Genomic DNA, 24138 nt, shown 5'->3' on the forward strand with positions numbered 1-24138 from the left:
GTACGGTAACGCCACCGTGTCTAGCGAGCTAAGGTCAGTGAAAGCTTAGCCCGGTTACTTATCGGAAAAACACCTTTTCTGTTGTCTTCTGAACGCACCGTTAGTAGGAAGCACCGTGGCCGACACGTTATCGTTCGGGGCATCTCATAAGATGCCCATTAAAGTCGGTTTAACAATAAACAAATTGGGTGGTACCGCGGAAAGATCTTTCGTCCCTATTCCAGGGGATGATGGGTCTTTTTTTATGGTTTTAACCAAGGACAGGACACGAAGGGAGAATCCACCATGTCAGACATTTTAGTAAAAGATTTATTCAGCGACCAACATTACGCTGAAGATCAGACCATCACGCTTCACGGCTGGGTCAAGACGATTCGGAGTTCCAAGAAGATCGGGTTCATCGAATTAAACGACGGCTCGACCATTAAGAACGCGCAGATCGTGATGAAGGCTAGCGACCTGGACAACTACGCCGAAATCGCTAAGTTCCCCATCAGTTCCACGATTGCGGTGACCGGGAAAGTCGTTTACACGCCGGACGCCAAGCAACCCTTAGAAATCCACGCGGACGCCGTGGTGCTCGAAGGCACTTCGGATAGCGACTACCCGTTACAAAAGAAGGCCCACACCTACGAATATCTGCGGACCATCGCCCACTTACGGCCCCGGACCAACACGTTCTACGCGGTCTTCCGGATTCGGTCGTTGGCGGCCTTTGCGGTGCACCAATACCTGCAAGAACACGGTTTTAACTACCTGAACACCCCGATCATCACCGGGAGTGACGCCGAAGGGGCCGGGCAGATGTTCCGGGCCACGACGCTGGACTTGAACCACTTGCCGCTGACCGAGGATGGCCAGGTCGACAACAGCAAGGACTTCTTCCGCAAGGAAACCAACCTGACGGTGAGTGGTCAGTTGGAAGCCGAAGCCTTTGCCTTGGCTTTGCGGAAGGTCTACACCTTCGGCCCAACCTTCCGGGCAGAAAATTCCCACACCCAACGGCACGCGTCCGAATTCTGGATGATTGAACCCGAAATGGCCTTCGAAGACCTGGATGACGACATCGTGACCATCGAAGCGCTGATCAAGGCCGTGGTGAGCTACGTGCTGGACCACGCCCAAGACGAATTGGCCTTCTTGAACGACAACGTCGATGAGCACCTGATCGAACGGTTGGAAAAGACCCGCGATGAGAAATTCGCCCGGTTGACCTACACGGAAGCCATCGAGGAACTGAAGAACGCCGACGTCGACTTCGACGTACCCGTCTACTGGGGTCTCGACCTGGAAGCGGAACACGAACGTTACCTGTGTGAACACATCTACAACAAGCCGGTCTTCTTGACGGACTACCCGAAGGAAATTAAGGCCTTCTACATGCGGGCCAACGACGACGGCAAGACCGTCGCCGCGGTCGACCTGTTAGTTCCTGAAATTGGGGAACTGGTTGGGGGCAGTCAGCGTGAGGAACGCCTCGACGTCCTCAAGCAAAAGATCGCCGACAACCAGATGCCGGAAGACGAGTACGACTGGTACGAAGACCTCCGGAAGTACGGGGAGACCGTCCACTCCGGCTTCGGTATCGGGTTCGAGCGGTTAGTGATGTACGTCACCGGGATGGAAAACATCCGCGACGTGATCCCTTACCCTCGGACGCCAGGAAACGCCGAATTCTAAATTATCATTTCAATCAAGGCCGTGATGCGAAAATTCGCATCACGGCCTTTTGGGTTTCCGGAAATTTTAAATTTGGTGAGCACCACGGAGCGTTGTTTCACATGAAACATTTTACGCTGGGTCCAGCGCCTTTAACCGGTCAGCGAGTTGGGTGAGTCGGTTCGGTGTCATGCCGGCGACGTTGAACCGAAAGGCGTTGCGGCTGGCTCCGAACAGGGTCCCCGGTCGGACTAAAATGTCTTGGGCCAGTAGTTTATGGAAAATATCGCGATCGTCCTGGGTCACCCAGAGGTAGAAGCCCCCCTGGGGAAGGGTGAAGCGCCACTCGGGCCGGTACTGACGAAAGATGGCAGCGACGGCTGCCCGGCGCCGGGTTAATGCGGTTGTGACCCGGGTCAGTTCCTGACTAAAGCGGGGGCTGTTTAGCGCTAGGTTCACCCATTCTTGGGCTAGTAGGCTAGGCACCATGTCCAACTGTTTTTGGACCTGAAGCAGGCGCTGACCAATCGCTTGGGGGGCAATTAACCAGCCAATCCGGGTATTGGGGCCTAGGAGTTTAGAGAGGGAACTGATGTAGATCACGTTGGCCGGTGCGAGGGCCTTCAGCGGGGGCATCGCGGCTTTGTCGGTCACCAACCACCCGAACACGTCATCTTCGACGATGGGCAGTTGGTAGTGTTGGCAGAGCTGCAGAAGCTGTTGACGCTGGGTTAGCGTCAGGGTTTCTCCCGTTGGATTCTCGAAGGTGGGGTTCATTAAAAGTAGCTTGACCCGGTGTTGGCGAATCGTGCGTTCTAACTGGTCGAGGTCGAAGTGACTGGTGGTGAGGGGCACCGGATAGGTCCGGATGTCGAGCGTTTGGAAGACGGCCGTGGCGTTAAAGTACGAGGGCGTCACACAGGCCACCGCGTCACCGGGTTGTAACAGGCTACTTAGGACTAAGAAGAGGGACTGCTCCGCCCCACCGGAAATCATCAACGTTTGCTGGGAGAGGTCGAGTTGGGGGAAGAGGTCGGTGTGTCGACTCAGGGTCGTGAGTAACGCGGGGTCGCCGGTAGCGGTGATCTGCGCCTGATGGTCCAGATGAGTTTGCCAATCTAGCGTGAACTGGCCCAGTTGCGGGGTCAGGTCGGTCGGTAGGTCGGCTCGGGAACCGTCAATCAGCTGCCCGTGATCTAAGCCTTGGGCCTGGGCAATCTGGTTACGAATCGCGGTGGCCGTGGAGTGGGTGGGATGGAGCATCAGTTGCCAATTGACGGTCGTGGTCAGGGGCTTCAGCTGGGGGAGTTGGGAGACAAACGTCCCACTGCCCCGCTTCTTGCGGAGGAGTCCCTGAGTGGTTAGCTCGGCTAGCGCCCGGCTAACCGTCGAACGGTCGACCTGCAACCAGGCGGCGAGTTGGCGTTCGGCGGGCAGGCGTTGCCCGGGCAAGAGCTGATCGGTTTGGATTAACGACTTGATCAGCTGCATGATGGCGAGGTACTTGGGTTTGAGGTCGGGAAGATTCGTTGCCCAATTAATCATGACTATCACGTCCTTTTCTCCATTATATAAATTGGCTGGATTTAAAACAAGCCAATTGGCGGTTGATTTAAAACGCTTACATTGAAATAATGGTTAGGGGAGGAGATGACGAGATGGAAAACGTGTTAACGATTGCGGGATCGGATAGCCTGGCCGGCGGCGGCCTGCAGGCGGATCTCAAGACGTTTCAGGAACTAGAAACCTTTGGGGTCAGCGCGGTGACCAGTATCGCCACCGTGTTACCGGACGACTTTACGGTGACGCCGTTAAGTCCGGACCTCATCGCAAGCCAACTCAAATCCGTGTTGACCCAGGTTCCGTTAAGCGCCATCAAGACGGGCTTGTTACCGGACCTGGCCACGCTACGGGTGGTGGTGACGGCTTTGCGGCAGCAGACGGTGCCGATCATCGTCGACCCGGTCTTGGTCTTTAAGGAAGGAAAGACGGCCACTCAAGCGGCCTACATAGCAGCATTGAAACAAGAGCTACTGCCACTAGCCACGGTGGTCACGCCGAACCTGAAGGAAGCTGAGCTGCTGAGCGGCCTGACGTTGACCAGCGCGGAGCAACTACCGGCGGCCGCCCGACGGATTCAGGCGTTGGGCTGTCCCAACGTGGTGATCAAGGGGGGCAGTCGGTTGGCCGGCGATACCGCGGTGGACTACCTGTTTACCCCCCAGGGGGAGACCTGGTTCCGGGCGTTGAAGGTGGCGTCACCGGCAACGGACGGCGCGGGCTGTACCTTCTCCGCGGCGATTACGGCATGGTTGGCTCGTGGGGTGCCGGTAACGGCAGCGGTCGACCGGGCCAAGGCGTTTGTGCGGGCCGGCATCGTCTATGGCGTTCAATTTAACGATCAATTTGGCAGCGTCTGGCAAGGGGCCTGGCGCAGATATGGGGGCAACCAACGTGCAAAATCATAAGTTGAAACAAGAGATTCTCGCGGCCGTGTTAGCGGCGTTGACCATTGCATTATCGTTGATGATTGTGATTCCCGTCCCGGCGACTCACGGGATGGTGACGCTGTGTGAGGTCGGCATCTATACCAGTGCCATCTTATTCGGCAACCCGGTCGGCGCCTTCGTGGGCGGGGCCAGTGGATTCATGATCGATGTGTTGTCCGGATTTCCGGAATGGTGTCTGTTTTCGCTAGTGATTCACGGGTTACAGGGCTTTGCCGTGGCTTACTTTGCGAATAAGCAACACGGCATTTGGCGTGGCATGGTGGGACCCATGCTGCTGGGTAGTCTGATCATGGTGGTCGGCTACTACTTCGCCACCAGTCTTTTATTCGGTTGGCCAGCGGGATTAGCATCGATCCCGGGCAACCTGATCCAGGTCGGCTTTGGCCTGGTCGTGACGTTGGCCTTAGTTGCCAGTTTAATGAAATTTAGTCCCAAATTAAGCAGAGGATGATTGACATGACTTTAGATAACTTAGAAACAGATTTAGCACAAATGGTTCAAGACGTTTTGGCAGCGGCCAAGTTACGGCCGAACGACCTCTTCGTATTGGGCTGCTCCACCAGTGAAGTGGTGGGCGGCCACATCGGCAAGGACTCAAATCCCGAAGTCGGTGAACGGATCATCAAGACCATGTTAGCCCAGTTGCGGCCACTAAAGATTAACTTGGCCGTGCAGGGCTGCGAACACATTAATCGCAGCGTGGTGGTTGAACGCCGAGTAGCCGAAGAAATGGGCTTCGAAATCGTCAACGTGGTTCCGGCCATGCACGCGGGGGGCGCTTGCTCCGTTGCTGCGTTCAAGCAGTTCGACGATCCGGTCGAAGTGGAACACATTGTGGCCCAAGCCGGGTTAGACATTGGGGACACGGCCATTGGGATGCACGTGAAGTTCGTTCAGGTACCGGTGCGGCCAACGAAACAAGAACTGGGCGGTGCCCACGTTACGGCATTGCGGTCCCGGCCGAAGTATGTCGGTGGTCCGCGGGCCAATTACGAGCCGATTAAATAAAAAGTGTTGAGCGTTAGAGAGTGGGACGAAGGGCGATTAGCTGGTGAGCATTAACGTCGTAAGACGGACAATCCTGAACTTGGATTGTTTGGCTTACGAGGTTAAGCGGAACCAGCTGCCCTTTGGCGCACGTTTCGGCACCATCCATGCGGAGATGCCAGAGAGACCGTGACTTCTGCCACGGTCTCTCTTTTTTAGTTCAATGGTCACTAGATATCATGGTGACGACCATTAAGTTTTGTCACAATTTACCGGAACTATCGGATAACTGATTGTTTTATTTGTTTATTAATAATGGCCATACTATAGTTAAATGAAGTATGACATCATCGATTTTTACTGTGAAACATTTAACTAATTTGAACGTATTTTTCTGACCACGAGGGAGGGGTTGCCATGCAATTGAGACGGTTAAAATGGTTGGGATTGCTGGGTGTCATGGGCGCAATGTTATTAGGTAGTTCCGTGACGGCTCATGCCACGGATGCGAACGCGACCGCGGAGATGCCCCAAGGCGTGAGCTCGCTCGAGAACATCTTCACGATGCCGAGCCTGTCAGGAAAATTAAGTAACAGTGCCAAGTTAATCACCTCAACGAATAGCAGCACGTCCGGTCAACCCGCCGTACAGATCACCGATGCCAAGAACCAAGTCGGTGCGGTCTGGTCGACGGCCGAGAATATGCTGGACTTGAGCAAGGACGAAACCGCCTCGATGTGGCTGTACTTTGGGGGAACGTCTAGTACGCCCGATAATGGGACCGGTGATGGGATGGCCTTCGTCTTGCAGAACGACGAGCGGGGAACTTCAGCAATCACCAGTGGTATCAGTAGTACGGTAGCTCCTGGGCAAACACTAGGGGTTTGGGGGCTGGATGTTAACAATACAATCACTAGTAACGCGACCATCGCGAAAGGGGCTATTCAAAAGAGTTGGGCCTTAGAGTTTGACGAATACGATAATGGGAGTACCAACGGGAATGATAACGGCGGATTTGATAGTGGAAACAAGAAGGATGGGGCCCATATTGCTTTTAACTACCCGGGTGAAGCCAGTACCTACGTTCGCCACGGGACGTCTAGCAGCGGGGCTAAGTATTTTTACACCATGGAGCATGAGGGGATAACGGCTACTAAGTTATCCGATGGTTCCTGGCACCATTTAACCTTAAGTTGGAAGGCGCCGGCCGTGGGTGAAACTACTGGAACCATGACTTATGACTTTAACGATAAGAACCCCACCACGGGCATGGCGCAAACGCCAACTTCGACGCAGTCAACCACGGTGGACATCGCTAAGCTGGACCTGGCACCAATCGATGCAGCTAGGTCCGCCCGGGACATCTACTGGGGCTTCACCGGATCCACCGGGGGAGCTTACGCCAACAACGTGGTGGCCTTTGACCAGGTGCCCGGGTTGGTGGACGCAACCGCGGACATGACCATCAAGGATGAGACGTTAGATAAGACGTTGAAGTCCAGCGACGACTATGTCAACGGGAACGACAGCCTGACCTACCAATACAAGTTAACGTATAACGGGGGGAAGCAATCGTGGTCAGATATTGTGACCCAGCTGCCGCATCCGAACGGCGTGACCTTCTCCGGGGGGACCATCACTTATGCGGATGGGTCCACGGAGAACTTAACCAGTGCCGAGCTCAGCGGATCCACCATCACGCACAAGTTGGGGAAGGCCTTATCTAGTACCAATCAGACGGCTACCGTGAAACTAACCGGGAAGGCTGATGCGGTAACTACGACCACGACCGTGGCGACGGCAAACCAGTCGTTCAACGGGTCGAACAGCGTGGTCAGCACAACTTCACCCGCTTACACCATCTACCCGGCCCGGAGCCTGTACCTACGGATGTCGTCGACTAACGGTAGTTCGGTCGAGACCGGCGAAACCTTGCCGCTCTCCGGGACCGTGTCGGTCGACAGTTCTGAAAAGCCGGATGATCCGATTGAAAATAAGGACATCACCCTGCACACCACGATGTCTAACGGCAACACCTTGGATGATTTTACCCTAAACGGGACCACCAGTAATGCGGACGAAGAGGGCGCGTTTAACTTTAAGTTGCCAGCCTCCAAGCTCTCACCGGGGGTCAACCAGATCACCATGTACGCGACCGACGACCGGGGACACAAGTCCAACACGGTCACGTTCGATATCGTGTTAAACGGTGAGCTGAAGTTTGGAACCGTGAACGCCAATAGCTCGTTTAAGGACACCACGTTGACCGGAAGCGACCAAGAAGTTCTGCGGAAGAACGATTGGCAGGTCGAAGTGGAAAATACCTTAGGCAGTGGCACGTCCTGGACGTTGCAGGCGGCGGCTAGCAAGTTTACGGATGGCCTAGGCAACCAGTTGAGCGGCCAAGTGATTTACGTGGACAATGCGGACCAGACGCACACGCTTTCGGCGACCCCAACCACGATTATGTCTAAGACCTCCACACAGGTCAGTGACACGACCGACGTGGCGGGCGGTTGGACCGATAAGAACGGGATTATGTTGAAGGTTAACGGTGACGCGTTGGCCGGGAGTTATTCCGGGAGCATTACCTGGACGCTAACCAACAGTGTGCCTTCTTAACCGATAATTGAAGACCTTGAAGGGATTGAAGCTAAATGTTTCAATCCCTTTTCATTTTCGACCGAAACAGGAAACCATGAGAAACTCGTGGTTTCATTCCGGGACGGGACTTGGTACACTAGGGGACAGTCTTTAGTCATAAAATCAAATTGTTTAGATTGTGTAATATGTTTAGCGGGTTTCCTAAATCGGGTTTGAAGCCCAACCGCTAAATTTATTACCAACCAGACAATAACTGGAGGGTTAAGCAGAAGTTATGCGAAACGTTAAGCGACAATTGGGGATATTGATACTATCATTAGTGGGGATTTGGGGACTTTGGGGAACGGTCCCAGCTCACGCGGCGACTAATTTATCGGATCAGCAACCAACGCTTTTTTTCCACGGCTCCAGCAGCAGCTATAAGGCTGAGGTGCACATGGTGGGGGCCATTAAGAAGGCCAAGGTCACCACGAAAAAATCGGTGATTCGGGCGGATGTGTCGTCGAAGGGGAAGGTCAAGTTAATCGGAAAACTGCCGGCAACGGCGAAAAATCCAATTGTCGAGGTTAACTACCTCAACAGTAACAATCACTACTATCAAACCTGGGGCCGCTGGGCCAAAAACGTGGTGGTGAAGTTACAGAAAACCTACCATTTTAAGAAAATGAACATGGTCGGGCATTCGATGGGCAATATGGCGATTGTGTACTACCTGATCGCCAACGCCAAGAATCGGAAGCTACCGCAATTACAGAAGCAAGTCGCGTTGGGTGGGCACTTTGACGGGGTCTTTGGTGAGGGGGATTATCCCCACTACTTGAAGTTGGCCAAGTCTGGCAAGCCCAACCACATGAATACGGCCTACCGCTACATGTTACGGCTACGTAAGCTGTATCCGAAATCGGCGAAGGTCCTCAATATTTACGGAGATCTGCACAACGGGACGGATTCGGACGGGCGCGTCAGCAATAATTCGTCGCGGTCGTTGAAGTACTTGGTCGCCGGGCGGGCGAAGAGCTACCGGAGTAAGCAACTCGTCGGGGCCGGTGCGCAACACAGCCGTCTCCACAACAACAAGCACGTTGATCAGCTCCTGATTAAATTCTTATGGTAAATCCCAAAAACGGGCGACGCCACGTCAATTGACGCGGGAGTCGTCCGTTTTTGCTGAAGAGAAATTGAATTCTAGCTTAAAGCCCTGCGTTCCATCACTGACGGGGAAAAGTCTGGGACAGAAGCCCCAGGCTCTGTAGTGTCTCTGAATATTTGGTGTCGAAACGTGCGCCAAAAGGCAGCTGGTTCCGCTTAACCCCGTAAGCTAGCTAACCGCCTTCTGTCCCACTCTCCACCAGCACCTATTGACGATAGATGGCTTTGAGACTGGTCAGATCGGCTGGGGCTAACCGGGTTCGGCCTTCACTGTACGGATACATCACGGATTGGCGGGACTTGCTGTGGCCTAAGCCTAGGGCGTGCCCTAACTCGTGGATAGCCACCGTATCCGTGTAGGCCTTACGGTAATTACCGTTGAGACTGGCCGTGGCGTGGTTCCAAGTGGCCATGCCCCAGGTGCTGGTTTCCTGAATAATTTCCGGCCCCCCGTGTCCCAGTTCGACTAGGCGTTGCTTCGGCGACATCTGCTTGTAGTAGACCGAAAAGGTCAGCCGATTGTCGTGGTTCGCGGCGGTGCCTTCGACCAGGTGGACGATGCCGGTCCGGTTGTAGGTATCAATGGCGTCGTTAAAGACGCGGATGCCGGCGGCCGGAAGCTTGTCGCTGAAGTGGTAGTAGTAGGTCGGATGCAGGTTAGCGGCCTGGACGACACTTTCGATGGGAGTACCGCCCTTGGGAGTCGTGGTGGTGGCTGAAGTGTGGGTTGTTGGTTGACTGGAATCGCCCAGTGCCTGGGCTGCGGCCGTCCGTAGCGTGGTGATGCGTTGGGTCAGCGCGGGGAACCGACCGCTGCGGTAAGCAACGCCGATGCCCAGCAGGATGAAGAGAATGACGACTAAAATAACGCGACGTCCGTTTCGCATGGTGGGGCCTCTTTTCTAAACGAAATAATTTATAATTATTTATACCATAAATTGTCGATCGGGAACAAGTTACGATGAGAAAACTCTCATTATAAGCCGCTTTCACACCAAAAAAAGTCGGCCGCAAAGTGAGTTAAATCATGAATTCCCTTGAAATTTTCCTTAAATTAGATTAAGGTTAGAAAATTGGCATTAAACCGAAATTTTCAATAAAGGGAGTATTAGATGACAGACATATTTAAGAAAGAATCCGTGAGCACTTATTTGAAAGCTGACGCGCGGTTGACCAAGACCTTACGTGCGCGCGATTTAGTCGCCTTGGGGATTGGCGCCGTGATTGGGACCGGGATCTTCATCTTACCGGGGCACGAAGCCGCGCTACACGCGGGGCCGGCGGTGTCCATCGCGTTCTTACTGGCCGCGCTAGTCTCGGGGATCGTGGGGATGGCCTACGCCGAATTCTCCTCGGCCATGCCGGTGGCCGGCTCCGCGTATTCCTTTGGGTCCGTGATTTACGGTGAGATTGTCGGCTGGATTCTCGGTTGGGCCCTGATTTTGGAGTATTTCTTGGCGGTGTCCGCCGAAGCGACGGGGTTTGCCTCGTACTTTAACAATAACATCCTGGACGCCATCGGAATTCACCTTCCCAAGGCCCTGCAGGCTGGTCCGATGGAGGGGGGCGTCATCAACCTCTCGGCCACCCTGATTGTGTTGGTGATCGCGCTGATTATCTCCCAGGGCGCTAATCTTTCGAAGCGGGTGGAAAACGTGGCGGTGGTCATCAAGGTGGCCATTATCATCCTGTTCATCGTCGTGGGTGTTTTCTACATCAACACCAGCAACTACACGCCGTTTTACCCGAAGCAGTTCCAGACCACGCCGTTTGGTTTGGGGGGGATTTCGACGGCGGCGGCGACCGTCTTCTTTGCCTTCATCGGGTTTGACGCCTTGGCGGCCAATTCCGCCGAGACCATTCACCCTGAGAAGAACGTGGTCCGCGGGATTCTGGGAACGGTCTTGGTTTCCGTGGTCTTGTACGTGGCCTTCTCGTTCGTCTTGACGGGGATCGTCAACTACAAACAATTGAACGTGGACGACCCGGCGGCTTACGCCCTGAAGTTGATTCACTTAAACACCTGGAACAAGTTAATTACCATCAGGGCGCTGATTGGGATCTTTACCGCCATGATCACCATGTTCTTTGGGGGGTCGCGGTTGGTCTACGCGTTGGGTCGTGACGGGCTGTTACCGGCCAAAATGGGGGCCATCAGCTACAAACACACGGTTCCCATGAACGCCATCATTGTGGCGACCGTGGTCCAGGCGTTCTTTGCCGGACTGGTGCCGCTGACCGAACTGGCGTCACTGATCAACGCGGGGACGTTATTGGCCTTTGCGTTTATCTCGTTTGGGGTGATTCCGTTGCGCCACCGCAAGGACATCGTTAATACCGGCTTCAAGATGCCGCTGTACCCGTTCTTGCCGATCCTGGCGGGGTTGTCCAGCGTGTACTTCATCATCATGCTGCCCAACATCACCAAGGTGTCGGTTGGGCTGTGGCTGGTCTTAGGCATCGTGATCTACTTTGTCTACGGCGTGCGCCACTCAAAGCTGCAACATCCGGTAGCTGCGGATGCTGAAGACTAAGGCGTTGCGACTGAATGAAAATTAGCCTGGATACAATAAAGCTCCGAAAAATCGCTATGATTTTTCGGAGCTCTTTTAATTTAAACGTTATCATAGCCAATCGGTGACCGCAACCGGCCATTTGAGCCCCCACCAAGGGAACTAAAAAGTCCTCCGCGTAAACGGAGGACTCAGTGGTGAGGTGCGGCGACCTTCGGAACGCTTGCGCGCCGATCGCGTACCCTCACCGTGGTTTGGCACCAGGAGCTAGTATCGCACGGTGACTCCGGGAAGTCAACCTAAAGTTCCCCGGCCGAGCCGAAGGGTTAACGGATTACTTTCTGTCCCAACTGTGGTAAGTTGAGCTTAGTAACGTAGAAGGGACGGTGTCGCCGGTGAAATCGTGGTTAAAATTTCTCTTGATCACGCTGGGGATGGTGGGCCTAGTGGGGCTGCTGGCCCTTCTATGGCTCAACTATCGCCACGTGATTGAAACGTTTATCGTGCAAGCCTTCGACCGCCAACGATTGATTGATTTGTTGCGCCACCAGGGGAAACATAACGTGCCGTTATTCATGGCCGTGATTGCGATTGGCTCAGCGATTCCGGGGATGCCGATTGCCGCCGTCGCGGTGCTAGTGGGCGTCTGCTTCGGTCAGTGGCTGGGGTTTGGCATCAACGTGGTGGGCATCATACTGGGCAATTTGTTGGCCATCTACATTCTGGGGAAGTTTCCCCACCGGGTCCGGCCCAGTCGGTTTCGGTTCATCACCAACCGCTTAAACGCCATGCGCCATCCGCGTCTGGGGCTGAGCATCGGGTACGCGGTGCCAATGTTACCGACGTTGTTGGTTAATTACGCCGCCTTGGAATTGAACTTTTCGTTGGCCAATAAGGCGTTATGCATCTTCATCGGGTCGTTGCCGGTTTCGTACCTCTACGCCTTTGGTGGCAACGCCTTACTCTTCGGGAATACCAAGACCGCCGTGGTGGCGATTGGCCTGACCCTGTTAATGATTGGACTATATGAAGTCATTCGCCGTGATCAACGCCGGAAGGCTGATAACCAAGTGACCAATGAAAATTGAGCATCGCCATGGTGGCGGTGCTCAATTTTTTAAGTCGTTTACATAATTGTTGGGACCAAGCCACCGTCTAAGCGTAAGGCTTCGCCGGAGAATGACGAGGCGTCGGGGCTGGCCACGAAGGCGGTGAAACGCCCGATTTCTTCCGGCCGAATCAGCCGTTGAATCTGAGAACGGGAACGGTGATGCTTCATGAAGTCGGCTTCCCATTGGTCTTGTGGTAAGCCACTGTCGGCGTACATGTCGGTGAGCATCTGTTGGACGCCTTCGGTTAGCGTGGAGCCCGGCATGATGGTGTTAACCGTCACGTGGGTGGCCACCGTGAGCTTCGAGAGACTCTTGGCTAACGACAGGTTCATGGTCTTGGTCATGCTGTATTGTGGCATTTCACCGGACGGCATCACGGCTTCTTCGCTGGCGATGAAGATGACGCGGCCAAAGTCCTGTTCAAGCATGTGTGGGAGGTAGAATTTTGCCAGGGCGTTACCGGCCAGCACGTTGACGTCGAAGAATTTTTTCCAGGTAGCGTCGTCGATATCCCAGTAATCCATAGGTTTGAAGATCCCCATGTTGTTGACCAGGATGTCCACCGTCGGCACCTGTGCGAACAGCTTTTGTTGTTCGGCGGGCTGGGCGATGTCGGCCACGACGCCTTGGGGCTGGGTGGCCGGAAAGGCGGTCGCGAGTTCGGCGACGACCTGATCGACGCTGGTCTGTTGACGACCGTTGACGATGACGTTGACGCCTTCGCGAGCCAGTTCGGTGGCGATGGCCTTGCCAATGCCCTTAGTTGAGCCCGTAATCAGTGCGGTTTTTGCCGTTAAATGTAAATCCATTGGTGAATCCCTCCCATAAGTAATTGATGGGTCTAGCTTACCCGGAAACGGGCGCAAAAGCTAGTCGGCACTTTCAAGTGGGATAGGCACCAATTAGTAAGTTTAGATCAGTTCGTTGATTAGCTTCTTGGCCACGGCCCGTGCGGAGAAGGGGTTTTGACCCGTAATCAGGTGGCCATCCTCCACGGCAAATTCACTGTAGGCGTGTTTCTTCTGGAAATCGGCCCCGTGTTGGCGGGCCAGGGTCTCGTTTAGAAACGGGACGACCTTCTTCTTACCGGCCAGGACCTCTTCGGCGGTGGTGAAACCGGTGATCTTCTTACCGGCAACCAGGTAGTGACCGGCGGCGTCTTTGACGTTGAGCAGGCCGGCAATGCCGTGACACACGGACGTTAACCAACCGCCGTTTTCGGCGATGGCTAAGGTAATCTTCTGCAGATCGGCATTTTCGGGGAAATCCCACATCACGCCGTGGCCGCCGGCAAAGTAGATGGCGGCGTAGTCTTGCGGATGAATGGCGCTGGGCGTTAAGGAGTTACACAGCGCGCGTTTCTGGAAGTCCTCGGTCTCGTACCAGGACAGGATGGCTTCGTCGGCGTACTTCATGCCGCGCGGATCAAGCGGTACGAATCCGCCCAGGGGACTCATGTAGTCGACGGCAATATCGGCTTGGTGCATTTCTTCGGCAAATTCGGTGGCTTCGCCCAGCCACAGCCCCGTTGCGTCGGTGGTCCCGTGGTAGCGGGTGGTATTGGTTAAAACGATTAAAACTTTAGTCATGAAAAGTCCTCCTCACGTAAACCTAGTTGTCTTAAACTTACCACACACAACGGTTCAGGCCCGTGCGGACGACTCAACAGTCCCGTAAAAGTTGCATCACTTTAATTTTGCGATTGAACACTTGTTCCCCTAATCAAAACTCGGTATAATAAGGTCACGAATGAGTGAAGGAGGGGGATTTCGTGGCGCAAAAGCGGGTGTATCTAGCCATTGATTTGAAATCGTTTTACGCGTCGGCGGAATGTGCGGCGCGCGGTTGGGATCCGTTGAACGTGAACCTGGTGGTCGCGGACCCCAGCCGAACCAACAAGACCATTTGTCTCGCGGTGTCGCCGGCCCTCAAGAGTTTTGGGGTATCCGGGCGGCCCCGGTTATTTGAGGTGGAGCAGCGGGTGGCCGACCTGAATCGCGAGCGCTATTTAGCCGTCCATCAGCGGCTGCACGGTCAGTCGGATCACAAGGATGACCTGTTACGCAACCCCAGGTTGAAGCTGACCTACCGGGTGGCCCAGCCGCGGATGGCGTACTACCTGCAGGTCAGCAACCAAATCTATCAGATCTACTTAAAGTACGTGGCGGCCGAGCAGATTCACGTCTATTCGATCGACGAGGTCTTGATGGACGTGACCGACTACCTGAAGCTGTACCAGATCTCGGCGCACGGGTTGGCTAAGCAAATCATCCAAGACGTTCAGCGCCAGACCGGAATCACCGCCACGGCGGGCATCGGCACCAATTTATATCTGGCCAAGGTGGCCATGGACATCGTGGCCAAGAAGATTCCCGCCGACCAAGACGGGGTGCGCATCGCCAAACTAAACGAACATAGTTACCGCAAGTATCTCTGGGCCCATCAACCCTTGACCGATTTTTGGCGTATCGGGCGGGGGTACGCCAAGCGGCTGGAGAAGCTAGGGTTACACACCATGGGTGATATCGCCCGCTGTTCGCTGGGGCAGCCCACGGATTTTCGTAATGAAGAAACGTTGTACCGCGAATTTGGGGTGGTGGCCGAGCTGATCATCGACCATGCCTGGGGTTACGAATCCGCGACCCTGCGCTACATTAAAAGCTACCGTCCGGCCGCACATAGTCTCGGGTCGGGCCAGGTCCTACCCTCGCCCTACGACTTTGCGCACGGCGAGTTGGTTGCCCGCGAAATGATTGACGGGTTGGCCCTGGACCTGGTTCGCCAACGATTAGTGTGTGATCAGGTGGTGTTGCACATTGCTTACGATAGGAAGAGCTTGTCCGGGCAACCGACCGCATCGACCACCCACGATTACTACGGGCGGCCAACGCCCAAGCCGGCCCACGGCAGCTACGACTTCCAAGTACCCACGTCGCTAACCACGGATTTAAAACGCGCGGTGTCGGCCATCTATCGGCGTAAGGTTAACCCGCACTACCTGATCCGTAAGGTCACGGTCAGCGTCAACCACGTGATTGCCGAGAAGCAGGCGCAGGCCACCGAGTACAGCCAGCAGTTGGATCTGTTCGGTCAGGTCACGGGCCCCACGCCCCAGGAACGGCGGGCGCGACGCAACGAACGTAAGGTGCAGGAATCGATCTTGCAGGTGCAGGATCGCTTCGGCCGGGACGCCATCATGCGCGCGACCGACCTGCTGGACGGCGCCACGTTTAAGAAATGCAATCACGAGATTGGGGGCCACCGTGCATGAGTCGGGAACTTAAACGGCGGATTGCCGAACAACTCTTTAACGACACCAGCGCCTACGCCGACATCATGGATTTACCGCACCACGTGTCGTCCCGTCACCCGGCCATGCCGCGAGGCGACCGAGCGGCCCAGTTTGCCCCGTTCGCGGCGCTCACGGGGTATGACGACTTACTAGCCGACAGCGCCCAGGCTTTGCGCCAGCGCTCGGATTTACCGTTCGAGGCGATGGCGAAGTGTCGGCGAAATCTACAAGCTGTCCGGCAGGTCATCGCCACCAAGCCCCGGGTCGAATTAACCTATTTTGAACCGGAGACCGGGGAATGTCAGACGATTCAGGTACGACTCAGGGCGGCCGACGAGACGCGGTTAACGCTGTTAGACGGCCAGGTGATCTTGGTGGAGAATCTCCAGGCAATTCAGTTGTTGAAAAATAATCACTGAGGCCCACTTGAACGCAAGTGGGTTTTTAAGTGCCGAATTTACGGGGAAACTGTCCCGGAATAAGTTTATTTACCAATGAAACCCCTTACGCTCAGGAGAAGTTATTGACAAGCAATTGCTTGCCGGCCTAACATTTTAAGTGTTGTATTCTTTTGCACTTATTCTTAAATTAGTTCATTGAGGGGAAGAAGATTAGTGAGTCGAAATCGGAAAATTATTATCACGTTTGCCTTACTGCTATCGAACGCCATGGCGGGGCTAGACGGCACCATCATCAACACGGCCCTGCCGGCCATCGTCAGTGACCTACACGGGATTCAGTACATGGGGTGGATCGTGGCCATTTTCCTGTTAGGGATGGCCGTGGCCACACCGCTATGGAGTAAGTTCGGTGAGCGGAAGGGCAATAAATGTGCGTACATCACGGCGACCACGGTATTTGCCGTGGGGGCGTTGTTTCAAGGACTAGCCGGGAATATTACCTGGTTCATTATTGCCCGGGGAATAATGGGGTTAGGCGCTGGGGGAATGAGTACCATTCCCTTCATCATCTACGCCCAATTGTTCGAAAACTTGAAACGGCGGGCCCAGGTGATTGGGATCACCTCGGCCAGTTTCAGTACTGCGTCGATCATCGGTCCGCTCTTCGGGGGTTGGATCGTCGACACCTTCAGCTGGCACTGGGTCTTTTACGTCAACCTACCATTGGCGTTAGTGTCCGTGGGGATCGTGGCGGTCTTCTTCAAATCGACACGTGAACGGAACCAACAGCCGGTAGACTATCAGGGATCGGTCCTAATGGTCTTAGGCTTAGTCGCCATCCTGACGGGGATTCAGTTACTGGGCACTCAACCGTTGGGCTGGACCATTGGTCTGGTCATCGTGGGTCTAGGACTCCTGGGCTGGATGCACCGGGTAGAGAACCAGGTCACGGACCCCATCGTCCCCAACCGGTTGTTTCGCAATTCTAAGCTAGTCATCGATTTAATTATCTTCGCCGTTCTCTGGGGCGCATTTGTAGCCTTTAACATCTACGTGCCGATGTGGGCGCAGGGAATTATGGGCCTTAGCGCATTAATCGGGGGTATGACGCAGATTCCCGGATCCATCGCTAACTTCATTGGTTCCGAACTGGCGCCGGCCGTTCAACCCAGAATTGGCCGGTACGGGGTCCTCGCGATGGGGACCCTCACGTTTCTGGTGACCTTCGTGGGCATGAGCTGGGTGGCGCAGACGGCCAGCTACACCTTCTTGTTGGTGATGGGAGCCTTCAACGGCTTCGGTATCGGGGTCTGCTTCACGACTCTGCAGGTTGCCGTCCAAAGTGATGTGGCCGTAAACGATGTACCAATTGCCACGTCGTTTGCCTACCTGGTCCGGATTCTCAGTCAGACCTTCATGTCCTCGATTTACGGGGTTGTCTTGAGTAAGGCCTTGGCCGCGGGTGTGCAAGCTAATCACGGGCGGATCACCATGGGGATGCTCAATAAATTGACCAATTCGCAAACGGCCAGTGGGCTCCCAGCCAAACTATTACCGGCCATGCGCACCATCCTGTATCAGGGGATGCACAACATTATGGTCTTGGCGTTGGGGCTGGTCTTGGTGATTGTCGTACTGATCGGTTGGCTGTTATTCCGTCAACATCGCCACGCCTTAGTCCTGAAACGACAACGGCATACCGCTTAATCGAATGGTCACCCAGTCGCGCTGGGTGACCATTTTTTAGGTTCACGGGAACAAATCAAACGACCACGCGCAGTTTACCGACCGCAAGGGGGAGAAAAATGTCCCGGGAAATATTGCGGCTAGAGATGTCCCGGTGGGGCCCTAGGTCGTGACTGTCGTAGATTGCAGGAGTTACCGGCTCGTCGATGGTTAACCATGAATACCATGAACCATGAGCGATGGTTTGGATTTATGATGATTCTGAAGGGACATTATGAGTCGGCAGAGATGATTATCGGTGTTAAATAATATCACAAATAGTTGAATGTGTGGCAACGGATTTAAAAGAACGTCGTTAGTGAATAACTTTTACGCTAATCCAGTGATATCAATGCTTTCAAACGATTTTGATTAAATTAAATAAAATAAAAACGCCCTCAAAAGTTTCAGACTGTAGTTAATCCCCACAAATGATGTTATACTGGCCTCAATGAAACGATTACAGCATTTATATTCGGATTAAAATGGATAATTTCAAGCCCATATGCTGCAAAACTTAAGGGGGAGACTGTTTTGAATACGAAAAAATTGTTGACCGGAAAAACCCGACAAAATCGTTGGGTGTTAACTAGCGCAGCGGCAATGACGCTGGCGATGATGACTTTAGGCGGGCAAGTGGCCCATGCGGACGCCACCCCAGCCAAGGCAACTGCGGAAACCGAAACCACGGGGGCCGCGGCCCAGCAGCCTAAAGAGGTCGCCTTGACTTCGACGAAGACCACCTCGGCAGCAACGGCGTCGACAGCGGAAAACGACGCTCAAGAAACGGACCCGGCGCAGACCGCCACGAGTTCCACTGAAACGACCAAGAATGAGACCGCTTTACCGGAAACTGATCCGGCAACGACGGATACTACGACCACGGATCCAGCCAAGACACAATCGGCCTCGACGTCTGAGCCGACCACTCCAGCCACCGAATCAGCGGGGGCGCAGGCCCCGGCATCTAAGACCTCAACGCCTCAGGCGGCAACGACGGCCAAGCCAACGGTTAAGCAGGCCGCGGCTAAGGTGGATGCCCAGCCGGAAGGTGTCACCCCGGCCCTGCGTTCGACTAAGAAGCTGGCCGAGGTTCAACCAATGACGACTAACGTTAAGTTACGCCATGTGGTGGCCCCGGTCGCCGAAACAACGGCATTGAGCGATGCCGACCAGACAATTGATCAGTGGATGCCCAATAAGAAGCTACAAAACCTAGTTTTCGCACAATTAAACCGGTTAAAACCGGACGGTAAGACATGGGCGAGTCCCTCAGATATTACTCAAAATGATATGTTATTTTTAACATCACTATCTGATAGTAATACGTACAATGAAGATGGTTCTCAATATTCGTTGGAGGGTCTCCAATATGCAACCAACTTAACGAGCTTATATTTAGTTTCTAATCTAGATACGGCCTATTATGGCAATATTACTGATATTTCTCCCTTGAAGAAATTAACTAAGTTAAAGAAATTAAGCCTATTTAGTAATCGCATCCAAGACGTTACCCCCATTGCTGGCCTCAATAATCTAGATTTATTACAACTCCAATTTAACAGTATTTCGGATTTTTCTAGTCTGAAGGGAAATCATTACGGTGATTTTCAATATAACAATCAATTTATTATGCTTGATGATATTGTAAAGATTGATCAAAACGCCCGTACTTATCACTTTACGCCGGAGTTTTACCTTCCGGACGGCTCGAAAGCGACGTTAATCCCAGCTCAGGGAGTTGGTTATCCGGTGAAAGCGTCGCCGTTAACGTACAGGCTGTACTATTCGGCTTCGGATGCAAATAATGTGACAGCGGATGGTCAAGGCGGTTTGCTATATACGAACATTCGTAATCAGATAACCCCGGGGATTGATTACTTTCCAGGCCAGGAGTGGGTTCAGGTTGACCAATTACCGGAAATGTTTTATTTAACCGGTTCAGCGGTGGATGCTAACGGAACGGCCGTTTTTTCAATTGTTCAGCGATATCAGCTGGGTGATTTAGCACAACCTGTGACGGTTAAGTATCAGACGCAAGATGGAACTGAACTTACTGGCGATCTGAAGTTAACAGGATTTGTCAATGACAAGTATACAACCGTCGAGAAGACCTTTGATGGTTACCATTTAAAGGAAGTTCAAGGTGCAGCTACGGGGACATTTACCACTTCGCCGCAGACCGTTACTTATATTTATGCAAAGGACCAAGGAACGGTGACGGTCAATTACGTGGATGAACAGGGTAAGACTATTCACGACCCCGTCACACTGACAGGGGACCAGGGCGCAGAATACACGACCACACCGGAAGTCATTCAGTATTACACGTTGAAGACCACACCGGCGAACGCCACCGGGGTTTATGGCAAGGACGCCATCAACGTGACCTACGTTTATACCCGCGACCAAGGTAGCGTGACGGTCCACTACGTCGACGATCAAGGAAACGTTCTCCAGGATCCGGACATCTTAACTGGAAATCAGGGAGACACTTACACCACCACGGCGGCCACGATTAACGGTTACACGTTAACCACGACGCCAGACAACGCTACCGGGACTTACGGCGCGGCTAACGTCGACGTGACCTACGTGTACCGCAAGGACGCCACGACGCCCGTTGTCCCACCCGTGACGACCGGGACGGTGACGGTCCACTACGTCGATGACCAGGGGAACGTCATCCAAGCGCCAACGACCATGACGGGAACCGCGGGAGATGCTTACGCCACGACGCCAGCTACGATTAATGGCTACCAGTTAACCACGACGCCAGACAACGCTACCGGGACCTACACCGCGGGGAACGTTGACGTGACCTACGTGTACGTGAAGACGACCCAAGGTGGTGGCGGGGATACCGTCGATCCCGACAAGCCGACGACACCAACCAAGCCAACCAAGCCAACCAAGCCAACTAAGCCCACTAAACCTACGGCAACCAAGCCGGACCAGGTAGTGACGGGGGGCGCTGCGGCGATCTCGACTACCAGCCGGCCCACCGCGTTAGGGACTAAGTCTGGCCAATCAGTGTCAAGAACGGTGGCCGCCACAACGCCTGCTACGGCTGCGGGGACGCCAACCACGACGACACAGTTACCACAAACTAACGAACAATCGCAACACAGCTGGTTCGTTGGGGGCCTGGGCCTACTGTTGAGCCTGTTAGGCTTAGCCGGTTGGCGGAAGAAGAAATCTGAATAACGGCTGTTTAATCGCCTAAAAGACGCCCAACGGAAATTTCCCGTTGGGCGTCTTTGACTGAGTTGAACCTAATCGGAAACGGCATCGGGCGTCAGTTCCTGTACGTGGACCTGATGGCTGATGGGGTATTCTTGTGGTTCGGTTAAATTTTCCAGCAAGTCGTCGGTTAACGCGACCCGTTGGAGAACGAGATTATCGTAGGGCTCCATGTAATAGGCCCGTTCGTCGAGACTCATGTAGCCCCGGTATTCGGTGTAATCACTGTCACCATTGTCCTTGAGCTTGACGCCCTTGGGAATCGTGACCGAATTTAAGATGTGCTGCAGAAGGTTCAATGACTCGCGCACGGTGCTGGTGTGCGCGGCATAATTCTTGAGGAAGGTAGTTCGGACGAACCGCGATGGTGACGTGAAATCACCGGGTAACCCCAGGGCACCGGTGCCGGGCCCTTGGGTGGCGAGCGTGTGGCCCATCAGCGGCGTTAACGGCCGTTCCTGGTTGGTCAGGGTGCCATAGGTGCTGAGGTTTTGGAGTTGCCAGGCCAGGTCGGGCGAGTTGGTCATCACGCCGACGGGATCGTCAATTAAATGTAGTTCCCCGCCCTGTGGTTCCAGCAACATGGTCTTGCCGGTGGTGTCACTGATGATGAAGTGCAGGGGTGGAACCGCCCCGATGAAGTCGGCGGCCTTGTTAATCAAAGCAACCTGTTCAACCTTTTCGGCTAAGTCGTCCACGCTGGCGGCGTTACCCAGCGCCCAGGCCACGAAGTCTTGGGGGGCAATCCCCAACTTATCGGCCGGAGTGTCGTCGAAATAGTAGACATTTCCTGGGAAATATAACGTGGCGACCCCGACCCCACATTCGTTGACCCCGTCGGTGTACATCTCGTGGTCGAGTAAGCGACCGGCCCCGACGAACCCGTACTGGGTGGTGTATTCCCCGGCATCGCCAGCAACGGTACGATTGCGGGGCATTACCATAATTCGAGCCCCAAAATCGATATCAAAGTCCATGGTCCGGGCCAAGAAATGATCCCCGCGACTGTTTTCATAGGTTAAACTGGTACACATCAAAACCATCTCATTTCTTTTAGTAGTTGCCCCCATTCTAAGGCCTGACCGGCAAAATGATGATTGATTGGCTAATTAATTGCGTCAATAGTAAGTCGATTATTTGAACTGGTGGGGTTAGTCGCTGTTGTGGGGCCGAAAGGTTATGCGACCGGGGGGCGGTTCCGGAGGGGGATTGGTTAAGTCACCAGCACAACGCCAAGGTGGCCGGACTACTGAAGTCACCTCTGACGGGCGCTGATGATTAAGAAGACGTTGCCGTGTCAGAAGTGAAGCGGCAATTGTTGGTGAGTATAGCTGAAAATCAATAACTCCCAATTTAGCGAGAACGTTGACGCACAAGCGGTAAGTCATGTCAGCTATACAGCGCCTAAGACAGCTCTCTAGTCAACTACATGTAAAACTAATGAAGCTCCCGACAATCGTTAGACGTATCTGTCCAATCGTTGTTGGGAGCTTTGTGGTTCATTTTAGATGCTTGTATTAAGGTAGATTGCAAATTTAATCCGAATTTTTGGACAAATTGGTCAGCATAACCTGATACGGTGTTTGCCAGTCGAGTATTTTAAGCGGTCGCTGGTTAATTTGGAGTAACGTCGTCGTTAAATCTTGAGCACTAATGTGCTCAAAACGAGTCCCCTTAGGATAAAAATAACGTAAATTCCGATTAAAGCGTTCATTACTACCACGTTCAGCTGGCGTATAAGCATGACAGTAATAGGTCTTAATACCATATTGTGATTCAAATGATACTAGCCCACTAAACTCAGTACCACGGTCCACAGTAAAACTGTGCACCGGTCCATTAAAAGTTGTTAGGAACTTAGTCAGTGCTTCATTAACACTCGCTGTCGTTCGATCTTTTAACCGGTATGCCCAAAGGAACCGTGATTTTCGATCGATTAAAGTTAATAAAACTGCCTTACTATGCCCACGAGGACCAACGACTGTATCTAGTTCAAAATCGCCGATGCGATTACGTTGATTAATCATCATGGGACGCTGTTCAATTGATCGCCCCAAAGATTGATTATATTTGGATCGTTGGTCAACGTTACGCCGTTGGCGTACGCCATGTTCAGGTAGATCATTCAAGGAGAAATCAATTCTCCCCTGATTTAGCCAATTATAAATAGATTTAGTAGCTAGTTTAAATTCGTGAGCAATCATTCCTGGTGACCAGCTTAGACGTAAATGGTTGAGAATTTTTTGCTTTAACTCATCGCTCAGCTTAGTTTTCCGACCACATCGTGATCGCTTGTATTCGGCATCTGTTTGTGCTAATTCAGCCTGATAAGGTTGACATCGAGATAATTCATAAGAAATTGTTGACGGTGATCGGTTCAGCCGAACGCCCATTTGGATATTGGACAGCCCTAGTTCACAAAAGGTTTCGATTTTAATTCGTTCGGAATAGGTTATACTAGACAAAAGATCAGCTCCTAAAAGATGGGTTTGTGGTAAACACCATTTTAAAGGAAGCTGATCTTTTTTGTCCGAACAGCGTTCGGATTAATTTTACAATCTACCTTAAGCTATGATTTCTGAAATAGACTAGACCCAATTCTCGTTTGGATAACCCGCTACGAGTCTTGTCCAACCACTTAATTTGGGATGTGTCTGATTGTTAACGTACAGAAAACTATCATGTTCTCTAGTTCGGATGACTGATTTCACAACCGTTAATTTGTCAGTTGGGTAGTCATAGGCCTGTGCAATGAGTTTTGCTTTGTATTGGGTGTATTGTGGTGCGTTCCAGAAACTTTTAAATGGATAGACGATATCTGTCCCAAATCAAAACGTTCATCCAGTTTATCCATTTAAACCGCCTCCAGTTGGTTTTAAATAGAACTTTAGAAAACAAGATAACCATAAAACAGGAAGCTTAACATCAACTAAATGTATCAAT

The 24138-nt window shown here is 53.1% G+C and carries 18 protein-coding genes; 12 read left to right on the forward strand and 6 right to left on the reverse strand.

Translation table 11 applies throughout. From position 1 onward, the window contains the following. The first annotated feature begins 285 nt into the window (after nt 1-285). Entirely contained in the window at nt 286-1680 is a 1395-nt protein-coding gene (gene asnS / locus RI501_RS01865; RefSeq protein ID WP_313820087.1) for an asparagine--tRNA ligase, read from the forward strand. 111 nt (nt 1681-1791) lie between these two features. On the opposite strand, the gene RI501_RS01870 is transcribed toward asnS, so the two are convergent. Then, nucleotides 1792-3204 (reverse strand): aminotransferase-like domain-containing protein, encoded by a 1413-nt coding sequence (locus RI501_RS01870; RefSeq protein ID WP_313820088.1) that lies wholly within the window; start codon nt 3202-3204, stop codon nt 1792-1794. Between the two features lie 113 nt (nt 3205-3317). On the opposite strand from RI501_RS01870, the gene thiD reads away from it, so the two are divergent. From thiD to RI501_RS01895, 5 genes are all read left to right on the forward strand, one after another. Then, complete coding sequence (gene thiD / locus RI501_RS01875; RefSeq protein ID WP_313820089.1) at nt 3318-4127, forward strand: bifunctional hydroxymethylpyrimidine kinase/phosphomethylpyrimidine kinase; 810 nt, start codon at nt 3318-3320, stop codon at nt 4125-4127. Further along, entirely contained in the window at nt 4099-4620 is a 522-nt protein-coding gene (locus RI501_RS01880) for an ECF transporter S component (protein WP_396442504.1), read from the forward strand. Before thiD ends, RI501_RS01880 begins: the two co-directional genes overlap by 29 nt. Before the next feature lie 5 nt (nt 4621-4625). Further along, a complete protein-coding gene (locus tag RI501_RS01885; RefSeq protein WP_396442505.1) occupies nt 4626-5177 on the forward strand; it encodes a TIGR01440 family protein in 552 nt (183 codons plus the stop codon). Between the two features lie 396 nt (nt 5178-5573). After that, on the forward strand, nt 5574-7778 hold the full coding sequence (locus tag RI501_RS01890) for a lectin-like domain-containing protein (RefSeq protein WP_313820093.1): 2205 nt from the start codon (nt 5574-5576) through the stop codon (nt 7776-7778). Nucleotides 7779-8034: 256 nt separating this feature from the next. Further along, nucleotides 8035-8874 carry an alpha/beta hydrolase gene (locus RI501_RS01895; RefSeq protein ID WP_313820094.1) on the forward strand — a complete coding sequence of 280 codons (840 nt, stop codon included), beginning with the start codon at nt 8035-8037 and terminating at the stop codon, nt 8872-8874. 241 nt (nt 8875-9115) lie between these two features. On the opposite strand, the gene RI501_RS01900 is transcribed toward RI501_RS01895, so the two are convergent. Then, nucleotides 9116-9796, reverse strand: a complete 681-nt coding sequence (locus RI501_RS01900; RefSeq protein WP_313820095.1) for a matrixin family metalloprotease — start codon at nt 9794-9796, stop codon at nt 9116-9118. 225 nt (nt 9797-10021) lie between these two features. Here RI501_RS01900 and RI501_RS01905 point away from each other — a divergent pair, with 225 nt between their 5' ends. Both RI501_RS01905 and RI501_RS01910 read left to right on the forward strand, forming a co-directional pair. Next, on the forward strand, nt 10022-11443 hold the full coding sequence (locus RI501_RS01905) for an APC family permease (protein ID WP_313820096.1): 1422 nt from the start codon (nt 10022-10024) through the stop codon (nt 11441-11443). 374 nt (nt 11444-11817) lie between these two features. Continuing rightward, nucleotides 11818-12510 (forward strand): TVP38/TMEM64 family protein, encoded by a 693-nt coding sequence (locus RI501_RS01910; protein ID WP_313820097.1) that lies wholly within the window; start codon nt 11818-11820, stop codon nt 12508-12510. Nucleotides 12511-12548: 38 nt separating this feature from the next. Here RI501_RS01910 and RI501_RS01915 read toward each other — a convergent pair whose 3' ends face one another. Both RI501_RS01915 and RI501_RS01920 read right to left on the reverse strand, forming a co-directional pair. Further along, the gene (locus RI501_RS01915) at nt 12549-13343 is read right to left on the reverse strand and encodes an SDR family NAD(P)-dependent oxidoreductase (RefSeq protein ID WP_313820098.1); all 795 of its coding nucleotides are present in this window, start codon (nt 13341-13343) and stop codon (nt 12549-12551) included. A 102-nt stretch (nt 13344-13445) separates the two neighbouring features. Then, on the reverse strand, nt 13446-14123 hold the full coding sequence (locus RI501_RS01920) for a type 1 glutamine amidotransferase domain-containing protein (protein ID WP_313820099.1): 678 nt from the start codon (nt 14121-14123) through the stop codon (nt 13446-13448). Between the two features lie 182 nt (nt 14124-14305). Between RI501_RS01920 and RI501_RS01925 the strand changes: the two genes are divergently transcribed. From RI501_RS01925 to RI501_RS01940, 4 genes are all read left to right on the forward strand, one after another. Next, nucleotides 14306-15805 carry a Y-family DNA polymerase gene (locus tag RI501_RS01925; protein WP_313820100.1) on the forward strand — a complete coding sequence of 500 codons (1500 nt, stop codon included), beginning with the start codon at nt 14306-14308 and terminating at the stop codon, nt 15803-15805. Beyond that, complete coding sequence (locus RI501_RS01930; protein ID WP_313820101.1) at nt 15802-16245, forward strand: hypothetical protein; 444 nt, start codon at nt 15802-15804, stop codon at nt 16243-16245. Before RI501_RS01925 ends, RI501_RS01930 begins: the two co-directional genes overlap by 4 nt. Nucleotides 16246-16440: 195 nt before the next feature. Further along, entirely contained in the window at nt 16441-17934 is a 1494-nt protein-coding gene (locus RI501_RS01935) for an MFS transporter (RefSeq protein ID WP_313820102.1), read from the forward strand. A 552-nt stretch (nt 17935-18486) separates the two neighbouring features. Further along, complete coding sequence (locus RI501_RS01940; protein WP_313820103.1) at nt 18487-21159, forward strand: MucBP domain-containing protein; 2673 nt, start codon at nt 18487-18489, stop codon at nt 21157-21159. 68 nt (nt 21160-21227) lie between these two features. Here RI501_RS01940 and RI501_RS01945 read toward each other — a convergent pair whose 3' ends face one another. Next, the gene (locus RI501_RS01945) at nt 21228-22229 is read right to left on the reverse strand and encodes a choloylglycine hydrolase family protein (protein ID WP_313820104.1); all 1002 of its coding nucleotides are present in this window, start codon (nt 22227-22229) and stop codon (nt 21228-21230) included. A 501-nt stretch (nt 22230-22730) separates the two neighbouring features. Then, nucleotides 22731-23660 carry an IS30-like element ISLpl1 family transposase gene (locus tag RI501_RS01950; RefSeq protein ID WP_313819825.1) on the reverse strand — a complete coding sequence of 310 codons (930 nt, stop codon included), beginning with the start codon at nt 23658-23660 and terminating at the stop codon, nt 22731-22733. Nucleotides 23661-24138: the final 478 nt, after the last annotated feature.

It is taken from the genome of Levilactobacillus zymae, assembly GCF_032190635.1.
In the GTDB taxonomy this organism is placed as follows: Bacteria; Bacillota; Bacilli; order Lactobacillales; family Lactobacillaceae; genus Levilactobacillus; species Levilactobacillus zymae_A.